The 13,857-nt window shown below is 64.0% G+C and carries 14 protein-coding genes; 2 read left to right on the top strand and 12 right to left on the bottom strand.

The window, feature by feature from the left end; genetic code table 11:
* Together AC0969_RS16415 and AC0969_RS16410 are read left to right on the top strand one after the other, a co-directional pair.
* The coding region (locus tag AC0969_RS16415) for a hypothetical protein (RefSeq protein WP_479625225.1) at positions 1–659 on the top strand (659 nt) is incomplete at its 5' end.
* A gap of 156 nt (positions 660–815) precedes the next feature.
* The gene (locus AC0969_RS16410; protein ID WP_479625224.1) at positions 816–1,190 is read left to right on the top strand and encodes a hypothetical protein; all 375 of its coding nucleotides are present in this window, start codon (positions 816–818) and stop codon (positions 1,188–1,190) included.
* Here AC0969_RS16410 and AC0969_RS16405 read toward each other — a convergent pair.
* The 12 genes from AC0969_RS16405 to AC0969_RS16350 form a co-directional block, all read right to left on the bottom strand.
* The gene (locus AC0969_RS16405; RefSeq protein WP_479625223.1) at positions 1,165–2,304 is read right to left on the bottom strand and encodes an aminotransferase class I/II-fold pyridoxal phosphate-dependent enzyme; all 1,140 of its coding nucleotides are present in this window, start codon (positions 2,302–2,304) and stop codon (positions 1,165–1,167) included. The two genes, AC0969_RS16410 and AC0969_RS16405, sit on opposite strands and share 26 nt — an antisense overlap.
* Positions 2,298–3,275 carry an adenosylcobinamide-phosphate synthase CbiB gene (gene cbiB, locus AC0969_RS16400; protein WP_479625222.1) on the bottom strand — a complete coding sequence of 326 codons (978 nt, stop codon included), beginning with the start codon at positions 3,273–3,275 and terminating at the stop codon, positions 2,298–2,300. Before cbiB ends, AC0969_RS16405 begins: the two co-directional genes overlap by 7 nt.
* A 244-nt stretch (positions 3,276–3,519) precedes the next feature.
* Positions 3,520–3,774 (bottom strand): toxin-antitoxin system HicB family antitoxin, encoded by a 255-nt coding sequence (locus AC0969_RS16395; protein WP_479625221.1) that lies wholly within the window; start codon positions 3,772–3,774, stop codon positions 3,520–3,522.
* Entirely contained in the window at positions 3,771–4,196 is a 426-nt protein-coding gene (locus AC0969_RS16390; protein ID WP_479625220.1) for a putative toxin-antitoxin system toxin component, PIN family, read from the bottom strand. The genes AC0969_RS16395 and AC0969_RS16390 overlap by 4 nt, the downstream gene beginning before the upstream one ends.
* Before the next feature lie 19 nt (positions 4,197–4,215).
* On the bottom strand, positions 4,216–5,424 hold the full coding sequence (locus AC0969_RS16385; RefSeq protein ID WP_479625219.1) for a Wadjet anti-phage system protein JetD domain-containing protein: 1,209 nt from the start codon (positions 5,422–5,424) through the stop codon (positions 4,216–4,218).
* On the bottom strand, positions 5,411–8,740 hold the full coding sequence (locus AC0969_RS16380; protein ID WP_479625218.1) for an ATP-binding protein: 3,330 nt from the start codon (positions 8,738–8,740) through the stop codon (positions 5,411–5,413). The genes AC0969_RS16385 and AC0969_RS16380 overlap by 14 nt, the downstream gene beginning before the upstream one ends.
* An 88-nt stretch (positions 8,741–8,828) precedes the next feature.
* On the bottom strand, positions 8,829–9,458 hold the full coding sequence (locus AC0969_RS16375) for a DUF4194 domain-containing protein (protein ID WP_479625217.1): 630 nt from the start codon (positions 9,456–9,458) through the stop codon (positions 8,829–8,831).
* A 3-nt stretch (positions 9,459–9,461) separates the two neighbouring features.
* A complete protein-coding gene (locus AC0969_RS16370; RefSeq protein ID WP_479625216.1) occupies positions 9,462–10,910 on the bottom strand; it encodes a DUF3375 domain-containing protein in 1,449 nt (482 codons plus the stop codon).
* 11 nt (positions 10,911–10,921) lie between these two features.
* Positions 10,922–11,293 carry a cupin domain-containing protein gene (locus tag AC0969_RS16365; protein ID WP_479625215.1) on the bottom strand — a complete coding sequence of 124 codons (372 nt, stop codon included), beginning with the start codon at positions 11,291–11,293 and terminating at the stop codon, positions 10,922–10,924.
* 14 nt (positions 11,294–11,307) lie between these two features.
* Positions 11,308–11,973: a 5,6-dimethylbenzimidazole synthase gene (bluB, locus tag AC0969_RS16360; protein ID WP_479625214.1), complete on the bottom strand. Its 666-nt coding sequence runs from the start codon at positions 11,971–11,973 to the stop codon at positions 11,308–11,310.
* Positions 11,970–12,755, bottom strand: a complete 786-nt coding sequence (locus tag AC0969_RS16355) for an ABC transporter ATP-binding protein (protein ID WP_479625213.1) — start codon at positions 12,753–12,755, stop codon at positions 11,970–11,972. The genes bluB and AC0969_RS16355 overlap by 4 nt, the downstream gene beginning before the upstream one ends.
* Positions 12,752–13,708 (bottom strand): FecCD family ABC transporter permease, encoded by a 957-nt coding sequence (locus tag AC0969_RS16350; protein ID WP_479625229.1) that lies wholly within the window; start codon positions 13,706–13,708, stop codon positions 12,752–12,754. The genes AC0969_RS16355 and AC0969_RS16350 overlap by 4 nt, the downstream gene beginning before the upstream one ends.
* Positions 13,709–13,857: the final 149 nt, after the last annotated feature.

Raw genomic sequence — 13,857 nt, 5'->3', positions numbered from 1 at the left:
CCCACTACCAACGGCCATTGCGGGCGTTGGTTTCAGTCCAACAAGGTTTATCCGCCGCGTATGACCAGCGCCATCGTCTCTTGCATCGCTGCGCGGCGGATAAACGCTATTCGTTAGCCGACATGGACAAGGCTTTTCTTCGCGGGCAGCTCCAGACGATAAAGAATAATTTCGCACTGGTTCAGCTCTCGGTCGCACTAATGGCCCAGCCCGACGCTCTTCAGACTTTCGAGACTACCCTTGACGTCGTGAAGGATCATCCCGAGACAGAATCCTTCGCGTACATTCGCTACGTCTATGAGAGCGATGATCTGCTCAAACTTGCTACTGGCCAGTTCCGGAACTCGGTATTGCGGAACTGTCTGAAGGAAATGTTCGAACTGGTGAAGTTGTATGGTGAGACGCACGGGCAAGCCCAGACCGTGCGAGCGGCGCCCTGGTATCGGTTTTTGCGGATCGTGCGGAACTGCCTATCGCACGACATGTCTCTCCATTTCAACGACTATGACTTGAAGCAGTTGCCCGTTACGTGGTCGGGGCTCACCATCGACGCTTCAATGCAAGATCAGCCACTTGCCATGCGGGACTTCCTTTCTCGGCCAAAAGCTGTGGAACTCATTGACGATGTCATTGCATATGTGGAGCAACATGTCGGCTAACAAGTCCGTCAACGCGGACGCCCAAAGTCGTTCCGCGGCTACGCCGCGCCATTCCTTGGTCGCCGGTTACGTCCGACGTTGAACCAAATGCATCCATCGCTTTTCCGCATCGTAAACACGGACTGGCCCGCGCTCTTCTCCGCAATCGGAATTCCAATGGCTCTGATGATTACGGCCTTGCATCCAAGAGTCTTTCCCTCCGGTGGCTCAAAGTGGGAGATGTTCTTTGCACTGGGTCTACCTTGCGCACTCGTCTGCGCAGGCGTGCTGGCTTGGCGTTGCCAACGCATCGTTGCGCTGTTTCGCTCTGGGCTCACATCTCCAGGGCACATCATCCAGATCCAAATCTCCAAAGACCGCGGCCGCATCGACTTTTGCTACGAATGGAACGGAGCAAGCCAACAGTCATGGCAGCCAGTACATAGGACAAAGAAGGTGCTGGCACTTGAAATCGGCCAAGAAGTGCAACTCTTGGTTCACCCGCATAGGTCCGGAGTGGCGATCATCAAGCACCTCTTCGAAGCACCGTGAAGTCCAACCCCTCGCTGAAACCGTCCCCCCGCCCCAACGCATCCTGCGCCCCCGGCGGTAACACCCCCAGCCGCACATAACCCGGCAGCCCAAACGACGCAGCATCCCGCAACTTCACCCCCCGGGCCCGCAGGCGTTGCAGCCGCAGCGGCAAGTCATGTCCACTAGGCCGGGCGCAAAAGAAATTCGCCGCGCTGGGCAAACACTCCCACCCCAACGTGCGGCACAGACCGATTTGCCGCGCCTTCCACGCCCGCAAAGTCAGCAGCGACTGCGCCAACCACGCCTGGCTGGCGGGCTGGCACCAGGCCTGCAGCATCGCCACACCATGCGCGCCCACGGGCCAGGACGGGCACAGCGCCTGCAACGGTGCGGTGTCCGCCCCCAGCGGCGCAATCACGTAGGCGGCACGGATGCCGGTCAGGCCCAGGGCTTTATTGGGGGTCCACATCTGCCACACCCGGTCCATGTGTGCGGCATCCAGGCTGGGCATGCCTTCCAGGCGCAGCGGGGCATAGGCGCAGTCCAGCACCAGGCTCTGGCCCGGCTGCAAACCATCTACCAGCGCGGCCAAACCGGCATGCGCCTGGCCCAGCGGGCTGGACGGCTCGCAGGCCCAGAGCAACTGCGGCACGTCTGGCGCAAAAGATTGAACATCCGGCCCCCACCCCAACCCTCCCCCGAGGGGGGAGGGGGTGAAGTCGGACTCCGTATGGCTCCCTCCCCTTCCGGGGGAGGGTTGGGGTGGGGGCAGGCGGCCCCCCACGGCGTTGGCATGCGCTGCCACCACCAGCCCCCAGGCCCGCGCCGCCTGCAAGTAATCCCCATAGTGGTGCTGCGGCAGGCACACGCCCTGCCCCCGGTGCAGCGCGCTGATGCGGTGGATGAATTCGCTGGCGCTGGCCGCTAGCAGTACGCGCTGCGCATCCACACCATGGAAATCGGCCAGTTGTGCCCGCAGCGCCGTGTACTGCGGATCGGGGTAGCGCGTGGCATCCGCCAGCTTCACAGCAGCCAGCGCGTGGGGACACGGCCCGCAGGCGTTGCTGTTGGTGGAGAAATCAAACTCCGGCACGCCCAGCGCGTCGGGGCCACCATGCACGGCATCTACCATATTGCTATTAAATAAAGAGCTACTGCCGCACAGGGAATAAGCGCTACAAGCGTATTTCTTGCATAAGTTACGGCCTGCTGCGTATCCAAGGCCAGCGGCACCCGCCCGGTGGGGTTCAAGGTGTACACGCCCGGTTTGCCCAGGCGCACGTCCAGGCACAGCGCCATCGCGGCCATCGGCCAGCCACTGTTGGGGGATGGGGTAAGCCGGGCCTGCTGCACCAGCACCCGCCATTGAAAACAGCCCGCCACCAGCAGCATGAGTAGGCCCGTCAACCGCGCGGGCAGCCAGTTCAGTACGTCATCGGCCCAGGCCGCCCACTTGCCCGCCCATTCCCACACCCGGCCATTGCGCTCGCCCCGGTAGCCCCACATCGCGTCGGCGGTGTTGGCGAATCGGTACAGCGCCGCGCCGGGCAGGCCCAGCAGCACGAACCAAAAGATGGGCGCGACCACCGAGTCGTTCAGGTTCTCGGCCAGCGACTCGATGGCGCTTTCACGTACCTGCGCCTCGGTAAGTGCGGCCACATCGCGGCTGACCAGCCAGGCCAGCCGCTGGCGGCCCGCATCCAGCGACTCGCCCAGAGCCGCATCCACCGCCAGCACTTCGCTGCGCAGCATGGCCCAGGCCAGCAGGGGTTTCAGCAGCAAGCCCAGCAGCAGCGCCGCCAGCAGGCCGCCAGGCCACGCGCCCAAGGCGGTGGGCAGTTGCAGAATGCTTTTCTGCACGCACCACGCCACTACAAAAACCGTAGCTGCTCCCGCACACCACATAAGCGCTGCAAGGCTAAAAGACTTGTAATCTGGCCCGGTGGTGGGCGTGCTCGTAGCGATGGGCGCCACCCGCCGTCCGGCCCAGCCCAGGTAGTTGCCCATCCACACCACGGGATGCCAGCGCACGGGGGGTTCGCCCAGGCGGATGTCTACGGCCAGCGCCAGAAGCAGCGCGGCGATCAAGGTCAGCGCGGTCAACCCGTATGTTTGGTAGCTGGCACAGACTGCGGGCGCTGGACCAGTTCCGTTCCTGTTTGCTGCGCAAGTAAACGCGCCTTGAGCGCGGAGCGCTCAAGCGCTGCCGTCACTTGCTGGCGGGTGGCAAAAATCGGCGGCGGACTCGTGGGTGTCTGCTTCATGGCAAGGTTCATAAATAGCGCGCTCCTTACGCTGCATATCTCTGGCTGGAATAACGCAAATCAACTGGCCCGACTGGCTTTAGTCAGTGGCGGGCATCCGGCAGTAACGCATCGTCTGCCTGCGCTGGCACATCCGGCACCGAGCGTAAGAATTGCTCAAAGTCCCCACGCTGGCCCAGGGCGGCTTCTTGGCGTAGATAGTCCAAGGTTTGGATGGAGGCCATTTTTTCAGCGGCGGCGCTGGCAATGAACTGGTTGACAGAAATGCCGTCTTTCAACGCCAAGGCTTTGATGCTTTCGTGGATCGAGTTGGGCAAGCGAATAGTGAGTGCGGTCATGGTTGAGGCTCCTTCAATAGGTGTAAAAACTGGCCGGGAGTGATGGCCCGCACGCCCAGTTGCTCAGTGCGGCGAAAATCTTTGATGTTGTGCGTCACGATGTAGGCGCAACCAGCAGCCACGGCACATTCAAGCACCATGTCATCGTCTGGATCGCGCAAAAATGGCCGCCACAAATAGTGGATGTCTTGCAAATGCGCAATGCTCGCTAAGTAACGCACAAAACCCAAGGCAGTATGGGCATTCGCACCCGCAGGCCGGTGCTCAGGCCGACTGAGCACGGCTTGCCACTCGGTATAAACGGCAACAGACAGGCATATCTGAAAGCGCGGGTGCGGCAAAGAGGCCAGCAGTGCAAAACTTGCACCGTTACGCGACCGGGCTGCTGCCACCAATACCGAGGTGTCTAAAACAATTTTCATGGTTACACCAGTATAACCATTACCTAGTAATAATCGCCTCCAACGCCCGCTCGACCCAGCCAAACCCCAGCCGCTCCTGCTCCAGCCGCAAACGGGGCCGCAGGCGGTTGTCGCGCAGGTCGTCGAACAATGCGCCCTCCTCGGCAGTCAGCCGGGGCAGGTTGCGCAGCAGGGGCGTGGGCTCTTTCCCCCAGTGGTCGGCGTGGGCCAGCAGGGTGGCGCGGTCCATCAGCAGAGACTGGACGTGGGGCAGCGTGGCGCGCAGTTGGTCGAGGATGCCGAAGCCGTGGGTGTCGATGTCGCCCCAGTAGTGCACGGCGCAGCGGTGCAGCCACGTAGCCCCCGTAAGCACCTCGAAGCCGTAGCCCGCACCGAAGACCACCATGCTGCAGGGCAGCGCAGGAAAAGCCAAAAAATTGATTTCGTTCTCGGTGATGAAGACGTGGCTTAGGGGCAGGTCTAGCCGTTCAAAAGCCGCCTGGGTGGTACTGATGTCTGTGCCGAAATCGCCGCCATCGAATAGCCGAAAGCGGATGCGCAGGGGTTTGTCCTGGAAGCCGTAGCGGCAGGCGAACTGGCTGGCCCCGGTGGCACTGGGGTCTATCGCCTCGGGAAACAAAACCATGTCCAGTAGTTCAGTCAACACGCTGCGCTGGGCTTCGATGAATTTGCTGTCTACCCCGGCAATGTCCACCTGGCGCAGGTAGATGCCGGGACGCGGGTGGGCTTGCAGCCAGGCCACCACGGCCAGCAGGCGCGGCCACTCTGCGGTCAAGGCCAGCGCGGTCAGGGGGCGCTTGGCCAGCCATGGGAGCAGCGCGGGTTGGCGTTCCGCCGTGCGGGCAACCAGTGCGGTGAATCGCTGGGTTTCTTTGGTTTTGCCGATCAGGGCCGTAGCGGCTTCCAGCGAGTCCAACCACGCGGCCTCGGGCACGCTTTGGTTGCCGACTTCGCGGTGGCGCACTGCGCGCTCGGTGAGCCGGTAATGCACGGCGTGCTGGCGCAGGTCGGCGGCCCAGAGGCGGACTTCGGGGAGGCGGGTGGCGAGGTCGGTGGAACTGGGGGTGGTTAGTTTGAGGCGCAGGGGGAAGATGGATTCGGGTTCGGGGGCCGCCCCCACCCCGGCCCTCCCCCGGGAGGGAAGGGAGGCAAGCGGGGACAGCAGCGCGCCTTTGTCCCACAGCTTTTGCACCTGGGCGCGCAGGTCGGCGGGGCTAGTCCAGGCCATCTAGCTTGAGCTTGCTGGTGAGCACGGCCAGGCGGTCTTTCTCAAACTGGTATTCCTCGATGCTGAGGTTGCGCAGCTTGGAGTCGCGGCCTTCGTCGTTTTGCACAAAGCCGACGCTGGACACAAAGGGTTCAATGATGTGGATTTTTTGCAGCGGGGTGACGATGAGCAGCTGCAAATTCAGCTTCTTGAACAGCTCCAGTCCGTACTGGGCAGATTCGTCAGAACCCCGGCCGAAGGCTTCGTCGATCACCACAAACCGAAAGCTGCGCGACCGCGTTTCACCAAAGGCCAGGCCGAACTGGTAGGCCAGACTGGCGGCCAGGATGGTGTAGGCCAGCTTCTCTTTTTGCCCGCCAGATTTACCGCCCGAGTCGGAATAGTGCTCGTGTTCGCGTTCGTCCAACCGCCAGCGCTCGCTGGCGGCAAACACACACCAGTTGCGCACGTCGGTCACCTTGGCGGTCCAGCGGCGGTCGTGTTCGGTCTGCCCTTCGCGGCCCCGCAGGCGTTCGATGATGGCTTTGACTTGCAGGAACTTGGCTTCGGAATACGGGCCATCGTCCGCCGAGCCGGAGACCACGTTGTCCAGGCAGGCACGCAGCTCGGTCTGGAAATCGCGCACCTCGGGGTCGGTAGCGGTTTGCTCCTCCAGTTTGATGAAGCGCTCGGGGTTGTAGTCGATCTGGGTCAGCGACTGGTTGATGCGGGTGATGCGCTCCTTGATGGTGGCGCGTTCGCGGTTGAGCTGCGAGTTGAAGTTGGCTACCTCGTTGATGGTGTTCTCGTTCAGCAGGGATTTGAACTGGCTCTCGAAGCGCGGTAGGTCGTCTGCGGCCAGCGTATTCAGCAGCGTGCGGTATTCGCCCGCCGAGGCCACGGACACGTCGATTTCTTGCGTTTCCAGCGGATACGTGGTGTTGAAGGCACGCATGGCGGCGATGATTTTTTCCAGCAGGCGGCTGGACCGGGCGGCTTCGGTGTCGATAGCTTTTTGCAAGGCATCGCGCAGCTCGCGTTCGCGGGCATCGCAGGTCTCGATGGTCAGCGGCTGGGCCGCCAGATGCTCGGCGTGCAAGGCCAGTATCTGGGTGGAGATGGCGGGCTCCACATCGACCACCCAAGCTTCGGTTTGGCGGCGCAGGTCTTGGGCGGTGCTGGTACGGTCCTCGGTTTTGGCACGGCGCTCACGTTGCGTGGCCAATTTATCTTCGGTATCGGCCAACTGGACTTCCAACTCCACCAAACGCTGGGTCAGGCTTTGCAGCAGGTCGGACGAAGACTGCAGGCGTTTCAACTCGTCTTGCAGCCGCGCCACCTCCAGCGCCAGGCTGGGCCAGTCCAGCTCGCTGAATTCGCGGAACTCGACCAGTTTGTCCAGCAGGCTAAAGCGCTCCTGCATCGCGGCTTGCGCCTGTTGCAGCTCGACAATCTGTGCGCCGATACGGCCCAGGGTGGCCTCTAGCACGCGGGCTTTGGTTTGCAAGGCGGCCAGTTTGGCAGCGTTGCTCCAGCCCAGCACGTAGCGGCTGCGGTCATCAATGCGGTGTCGGTCGTCCTTCTCGTGCCGCTCGCCGCCCTTGGTTTGGCCGGCGCGGGTGATGGCCTTGGCCTCGCGGCGAAACTGCTCCTGGCTGGCACAGCACACCACATTGAAGCGCTGCCACACGGCCTGTTCCAGCCACGCGTAAAACGGCGAATCGGGCTTGATGGTGATCTTGCGCAGCAGGGCATCGGGGTGCAGCACGGGCGCATCCGCAGGCTTGGGTGAGCGCACGCTGAAATAGACCAAGCGGCCTTTCAGATGGGTGCTGTCCACCCATTCGGCCACCCGTGCGTACAGGGCCTCGGGCACCAGCAGCGACAGGGCAAAGCCGTGCATCAGCCGCTCGATCGCGCCCTCCCAGTCGCGCTCGCTGTCGCGCACCTCGACCAGCTCACCGGCAAAGGGCATGCTCGCCTCTGGCACGCCCAGCGCTTGGCACAAAGCGGCGCGGATGTTGATTTGCGGGGTGTCGATGTTGCTGCGGCGGCCTTGCAGGCTGGCGATGTCGGCGCTCAAGGCCAGGTGTTCGCGCCGCCCGTCTTGCAGCGCAGTGCCCTGCTCTACCAGGTCGTTTTGCAAGGCGCTGCGCTGGTCCAGGGCGGCCTCGCGCATCTGCATGCAGCTTTGTTGTTGGGCCAGCAGGTCTTCGGCGCTGGCCACTTGCAGCAGGCCAAGTTGCTTGCGCAGCGCGTCATAGCGGGCAGCATGGGCTTGGCGGCGGGCTATTTCTGTCTGCTTGCGGGCGATGTCATCGGCCATCTGGGCCATCCGGTCGCCGCCACTTTGGGCGATGGACAGGCGCAGCGCCCGCTCTTGTATTTGTTGCTCGCCCCGCAGCGCTTCGAGCTTTTCAACCTTGGCGTTCTCGCTGGCAAAGGTTTCCGCCAGGGTTTGCAAACGCGCAGTTATCAGCTCCAGCTTGGTGGCGGCAAAGTGCGGTTTGAGGGCCTCGCGGCAGGCACGCAGGCCGTCGCTGCGGGCCAGGGTGTGGGCATGCGTGTCGCAATCTGCCACCAGCGGGGTCAGCAGCGCCAGCTTGTGCTTGGCTTTGAGCACAGCAGCATGGGCGTTGCTGAGGTTGTCGAAGTGCCCCAGCAGGGCCTGGATGCGCGGGGCCACGTCGAACGGCTCCAGCATGTGGTGGCGCACAAAGTCGGTCAGGTTACCCACCGACTTCATCGACACGGTTTGGTGGAACAGCTCCAGCGCCTGCTCGCCTTCGATGCCAAAGCGGCGGCGAAAGTGCGCGCCGTAAGGCGGAAAGCTGTCAAACAGCGTGGCCCCGCCCTTGCGCAAACGCGTGCGCAGGGTGGTCACAGCGGGGCCGAAGTCGGCAAAGTCGGCGGTGATGGACAAGGGCTTTTCGCTGGCCACGTAAAAGCGCTCGGGCTGGCCAAACGTGTCTTTCAGCCAGAACACCTGCGCCAGCGTGACGGTTTGGCCAAACCCGGCGTTGTGGAACACGCCCAAAATCACCGAGTAGCTGCTGCCATCGCGCAAGGCCACCGGTTTGGCGCTGCCGCTGGCCTCATTGCGCTCCGACTTGTAATGGCCCAGCACGTAGGAGCGCAGCGAGCGTTCTTTGGCATCGGCCCCGGCCGCCTTGTTGTAGGCGATGCGCTGGGCGGGCACCAGCAGGGTGGTGATGGCATCCACCAAGGTCGATTTGCCCGAGCCGATGTCGCCGGTCAGCAGGCCGTTGCGACCATCCAGGGCCAGGCTCCAGACGCGTTTATCGAAGGTGCCCCAGTTGAGGACTTCCAGGCGCATGAGGCGGAAGCCGGAGAGTGGGTCAAGAAGTCCACCCTCACCCCAACCCTCTCCCGGAGGGAGAGGGGGTAACACGGGGTCAAATAAGTCACTCATTGTCTGCATCCGTCTCGGGGGCGGTTAGTTGGTTTTTGTACGCCGCCAGCCGCTGGTCGAAGTCGGCCAGCCATTGGGCATCGACAAAGGCTTTCAGGATGCGGCGGACCTCGAACATCGGCTCCTGGCCTACGCCCGCAGCTTTGAGGCGGCGCACAAAGCCCAGCTCAACCACTTTGTTCAGGTGCGTTTCCACCTGGTCGATCAGGCGCGACTCGTTGGAGCCTGCGGGCAAGAAAACGCGAATGAGCTCCGCCACCTGTTCGCGCGACAAGATCAACCGGGTGTCACCCCCACTGGCATCAAATTCGGCCAGCTTTTTGCGCAATAAGGCCAGCAGCAGGCTGACCTGAAAACTTAAGGGCTGGCGGCGCACCAGGCGCGGCAGTTTGGGGCTGTCTTCATCATCTGTAGCGCGGGAGCGCAAGAACGCATAGCCCTCGGCCTCGTCCAGCACCAGATCCAACGCCAGCACGGCCACGTAATCGCTCACCCGGGGGCGCAACTTGAGCAAGGCGCCCCACAGGGCGCTGTCGTCGTCGCGATACAGCACGCTTTTAAGTAGAGGTACGACGATGGCCGTCAGGTCGTATTGCGGGGCGGCGCTTTCAATGGCATCCATGGCTCAAGTCCTCAAAAATATGACGCGCGGCAACTTGGCGCTGCGGGTTGTGCCCTCAGCCGTGGTCCAGGTCACCGTCTCCAGCGTGTCCTCGTCCACCACCGACTGCGCGGCCACGCTGGCCAGTTGCAGATACGCCACCAGCTCGCCCAAGCCCTGTTGCAGCGGCCGGGCTTGCAGCAGTTCACCCAGACTGATCTGGGCTTTGGTTTGCAGCGACTGGCGGATGTGGCTGGCCAGGGCGGCCTTGTCTACCCGCACCTGCGAGAACAGGGCAGCGGCATCCAGATCATCGTCGCCCGCCTCTAGCGCGGTGGTGTTCAGCACGGTTTTGGTGGCGGGGCTGTACAGCGGGCGCTCCAGCGGCAAATCCACACTGAGGGTTAACGCGGCGATGGATTGCACCGTGCCAGTGGGCGGGGCATCGCGCAGCGCCAGGGCCTGGGCTTCGATGCTGTGCAGCACGTCCATGATGCGGCGGTTTTCCAGCCAGGCCTGGTCGTCCAGAAAACGGCGCAGCTGCTGCGACAGCTGGGCCACGGTGCGCTGCGCGTGTTCGCCCGCCTCCAGCCAGTCGTAATGCACGCGGCGCAGGCGGGTGTCGGGCGATAAGGCGGCCACGGGTGGCAGGGCCAGCACGCGGTCCAGCAGCGTGGTCAGCTCCTCTTGGCGCTGTTGCGACATCAAAAAATCCCAAAACGCCCGAAAGCTTTTGCCTTGGTCCGAGTCGCTGATGGCATCGCGCTCACCCAGGATGTCTTGCAGCAACTCGCCCTTGGAGCCGGTCCACAGCGCAATGCGCTCGCGCACCCGGCGGTCCAGCGTGCGAAAGTTGTGCTCCACCTCGCGGAAGTCGGTCAGCAGGTCGCGGGCCAGGCCGGTGAACTGCTGGAAGCGGTCTTTGAGCGCCGTGTCGTCCAGCAAGGGCATGTTGCCGCTGACCACCAAGGCGATTTCTGCGTCGATCTCGTCGCGGCGTTTGTGCAGCTCTTGCAGCCGGGTTTCGGGGTTGGTGTCGCTGCCCTCGCTCATTTGCTTGAGCAGGTCAAACAGGGTTAGCAGACGCGACTCGGTGCCCACAAAGGCGCGGTCGGACAAGCTGACCAACCAGGCCAAAGCCCGCTCGGTGGCCGGGGTCAGGTCGAAGTGCGGTTCATCGGAGCCTGCGGGGTAAAACTTGCGCAGCCAGCCCTTGTCGTTGGCAGCCCAGTCGTTCAAATATTCCAGCGCGGGCTTGGGGTGGGCTTTGTCACCTAGCCGCTCCCGCAGGCCGTACAGCGTGTCGTTCAGCGCCTCCACCAAGTCGGCCTGGGCCATGACGCGCACATTCGGGGTGATGAACACGCGGTGCAGAAAACTCGCCACCAAGGCCGCAGAATCCGCCGCCAGCAAGCGCCACGCGGGGTGTTGGCGGCGCAGTTGGTCGAGGGTGGAGTAGTCGAGAGCGGGCATCCGCTAGAGCCTTACACCGGCCGCAACTGGTCGGCCAATGAACGCGTCTTCTCGGTGGCCACGTCCCCCGTGTGCAGGGTGGATTTGCGCTCGATCAGCAGGATGTGGCACTCCTCCTCGGCCACCGGGTTGTGGCGCACGCCTTTGGGCACGACGAACATTTCGCCCTCGGCCAGCTCGGCTACACCGGTTTCCATCTCGATGCGCAAATGGCCTTTGAGGACCATGAACAGCTCGTCTTCATGTTCGTGGCTGTGCCAGGCCAGGGAGCCCAGCACTTTGGCGACCTTGATGTACGAATCATCCAGCTCGGCAATCACGCGGGGTGACCAGTGTTCGGTCAACGATGCGGCTATCTGCGCGGGCGAAGAAATGGGGGACATGCGGGTTCCTTGGATCAATTATCAAAAAGGGTGGACGGCTGGCCCCAGGTGTCGTCAAACACCAGCCCGGCCAGCGCCTCACGCCGGGCCCAGTTTTCCTGCTGCAGCATCGGCTGGTCGTAGAACTTTTCGACCGGTCCCAGACACAGCAGGGCGATGGGTTCGGCACCAAAGGGCAGTCCCAGCACAGCCGCTAGCGACAGCGGGTCGAACAGCGACACCCAGCCCATTCCCAGCCCTTCGGCGCGGGCGGCAAGCCACAGGTTTTGGATGGCGCAGGAAGCCGAGGCCAGGTCCATCTGCGGCAGGGTTCGGCGACCAAAAATGTGCTTCTCGCGGTCGTTGGGCAGCACCACGGCCAGCACCTCGGCGGCATCCAGTAAACCTTGCACTTTGAGGCGCATGAAGTCTTCTGCACGTTCGCCCATGGCCTGGGCAGTCAACAGACGCTCAGTATCCACCAGAGCGTGCAGCTGCTGGCGCAGAGCCGTTTGGGTGATGCGGATAAATCGCCAGGGCTGCATGAAGCCCACGCTGGGGCCATGGTGGGCCGCCAGCAGCAGGCGCTGCAGCAGCTCCGGGGCCACTGTGCCGCCGCTGAAATGGCGCATGTCGCGGCGCTCGAAGATGGCGCGGTAGACGGCGGCGCGTTCGGGGGCACTGAAGGCGTGGTCTGTCATGGGTTGTGTATATGCTCTAGTTTTGGTAGCGCCACCCATTGATTGAGTATGCGGTGGATGCCAATTCGACTCTCAAAAACCTGCTCCAACGCGCGGTGCGAGGCCGGGTCGGCGCACGGGCCGGCGTGGGTGACGCGGCCCTGGGCCAGTACCAGCAGGTCGTCGGCTTGCAGCGCAATCGACAGTTCGTGCAGCACGCTGACCACGGTGTGGCCACGGGCCACCAGGTCGCGCACCAGCAGCAGCCAGTCGGCCTGGTGCGGGGGGTCCAGATTGGCCAGGGGTTCGTCCATCAGCAGCACCGGGGCTTGGACGGCCAGGGCACGGGCCAGCAGCACGCGCTGGCGTTCACCGCCTGAGAGCTGGCCCAGAGAGCGGGCACGCCAGTCCCAGGCTTGGGTGGCGCGCAGGGCCTGTTCAACGGCAGCCAGGTCTTGGGCGCTGGGCGCGGCCAGCCAGGGGCGGTGCGGGATGCGGCCCAACAGCGCCACGTCCCAGACGCTCAGGTCGTCGGCACTGGCCTCGCCCTGCCCTAGCCAGGACAGGGTTCGGGCGCGCTGGCGGGCGGGCATGGTGGCCATGTTCTGGCCCAGCAGGGTCACCGTGCCGGTGTGTGGCAGCAGGCCCGCCAGCACTTTGAGCAGGGTCGATTTGCCCGCGCCATTGGGGCCGACGATGCTGGTCCAGCGGCCTGCAATCAGCTCTAGGTTGATGCTGTGCAATACCAAGCTTTTTGACAGGCTAGCGCTTATGGAATCTGCGCGGACAGCTATATTTTTCATAGCACACCGCCGCTGCGCTTGTGCATACGCCACAGCAGGTAGCTACCGCCCAGCACCGCCGTGAGCACGCCCACTGGCAGCTCTTGCGGGGCGGTGAGCCAGCGGGCCAGGATGTCGGCGGCCAGCAGCAGTACGCCGCCGGTCAGGCTGGCCAGCAGCATCAGGCGGCTGTGGGTGGTTTTGGCCAGCGAGCGCGCCAGGTGCGGTGCGGCCAGACCCACAAAGGCAATCATGCCGGTCTGCGCCACGGCGGTGCCGGTGGCCAGCGCCAGCACCCCAATCAACGCGGCACGCATTTGCGGCAGAGGCAGGCCCAGGCTGGCGGCGGTGGCTTCGCCCAGCGTCAGGCCGTCCAGCACCGGGCCGAGCAGCCAGGCCACGGCGGTGCACACGGCCCACACCGCCAACATCAGCAGGCAGGCAGTCCAGCCGACAAAACCGGTGCTGCCCAGGTTGAAGCCTTGCAGGGCACTGAGGATGTCGGGCGTGGCCAGCGTGACCAAATCTTTGCCCGCGCCCAGCACTACGCCCACGACCACGCCCGCCAGCAGCAGACGCAGGGTGTGCTGCACGCCGTTGGCCAGCGCCAGGGTCAGCAGCACGCCCCCCACGGCCCCGGCAAAGGCCGCGCCGGTGAGGCCCACGCGCACCAGCCAGGCGGTGGCAAAGGGCGATACGCCCAGCAAGGCGAATGCCAAAGCCATTGCCAGCGACGCGCCGGAGGCACTGCCCAGCAGATACGGGTCAGCCAGCGGGTTGCGGAACAGGCCCTGCGCCACCGCGCCCGCCAACCCCAGCAGCGCCCCGGCCACCCAGGCCCCCAGGGTGCGCGGCAGGCGAATGTCCCAAACGATTTGCAGGGCGATGGGGTCGTGGCGGGCGGCCAGCACGCTGTCAAAGCCAGTGCTGCCGATGCTGGTGCCGAGGAGCAATAAAGCCAGGGCCAGGAGGATGAGGACGAGGGTGAATGCGGGGAAGCCCCCACCCCGGCCCTCCCCCGGAGGGGGAGGGAGAGATGCAGGCTCCCGACCCTCCAGAGGCTGGGTGGGTTCTGTGTCTTGCCCCCTCCCCCGCCGGGGGAGGGTTGGGGTGGGGGCGGGCT

It is taken from the genome of Rhodoferax sp. LB1P47 (genome assembly GCF_056521445.1).
Note: the sequence above shows the minus strand (reverse complement) of the source record. Positions and strands in the feature narration are given on the sequence as shown.

Coding starts and splice junctions, on each gene's coding strand:
- AC0969_RS16410 (WP_479625224.1), top strand. CDS start 816: ATGGCTCTGATGATTACGGCCTTGCATCCAAGAGTCTTTCCCTCCGGT.
- AC0969_RS16405 (WP_479625223.1), bottom strand. CDS start 2,304: ATGGTAGATGCCGTGCATGGTGGCCCCGACGCGCTGGGCGTGCCGGAG.
- AC0969_RS16395 (WP_479625221.1), bottom strand. CDS start 3,774: ATGACCGCACTCACTATTCGCTTGCCCAACTCGATCCACGAAAGCATC.
- AC0969_RS16390 (WP_479625220.1), bottom strand. CDS start 4,196: ATGAAAATTGTTTTAGACACCTCGGTATTGGTGGCAGCAGCCCGGTCG.
- AC0969_RS16385 (WP_479625219.1), bottom strand. CDS start 5,424: ATGGCCTGGACTAGCCCCGCCGACCTGCGCGCCCAGGTGCAAAAGCTG.
- AC0969_RS16380 (WP_479625218.1), bottom strand. CDS start 8,740: ATGCGCCTGGAAGTCCTCAACTGGGGCACCTTCGATAAACGCGTCTGG.
- AC0969_RS16375 (WP_479625217.1), bottom strand. CDS start 9,458: ATGGATGCCATTGAAAGCGCCGCCCCGCAATACGACCTGACGGCCATC.
- AC0969_RS16370 (WP_479625216.1), bottom strand. CDS start 10,910: ATGCCCGCTCTCGACTACTCCACCCTCGACCAACTGCGCCGCCAACAC.
- AC0969_RS16365 (WP_479625215.1), bottom strand. CDS start 11,293: ATGTCCCCCATTTCTTCGCCCGCGCAGATAGCCGCATCGTTGACCGAA.
- bluB (WP_479625214.1), bottom strand. CDS start 11,973: ATGACAGACCACGCCTTCAGTGCCCCCGAACGCGCCGCCGTCTACCGC.
- AC0969_RS16355 (WP_479625213.1), bottom strand. CDS start 12,755: ATGAAAAATATAGCTGTCCGCGCAGATTCCATAAGCGCTAGCCTGTCA.